Consider the following 357-nt stretch of genomic DNA (forward strand, 5'->3'; position numbering starts at 1 on the left):
CCGTATGAGTGTTGCAAAATCGCCAATATCAAGGCCTGCTTCAGAAAATTTTTCCTGAAGAAATTTGCCTTTGATAACAACAGGCCTTGGTGAGCCGACGATCATTTTACGGCCTGACTCTGTACGCATGCGTAAAAAATTTACCGACACGATCAGCACTTGCCAGATGGCAAGAACAAGAATGAATTTTGTAATGCCGATATCCGGATTATAGATTACACCACCCAAAATTCCGCCCATAACAAAGTTGCCGATAAGGTCAACCGGGGTCATTTGCGTGAGCTGGCAGCGGTTTGTGGTGCGAAAAACAAATATAAAAGTGGCAAGGCCCACGGCAAGTTTGACGGCGATGTTTCC

Annotated in this window: 1 pseudogene; it reads right to left on the reverse strand. The window is 45.4% G+C overall.

Annotation, left to right across the window (positions count from 1 at the left end):
• A pseudogene (locus QZ377_RS08965) lies at positions 1-357 on the reverse strand (DUF421 domain-containing protein); the annotation flags it as partial.

The sequence above is a fragment of the Desulfovibrio sp. genome, assembly GCF_019424165.1.
GTDB lineage: Bacteria > Desulfobacterota > Desulfovibrionia > Desulfovibrionales > Desulfovibrionaceae > Desulfovibrio.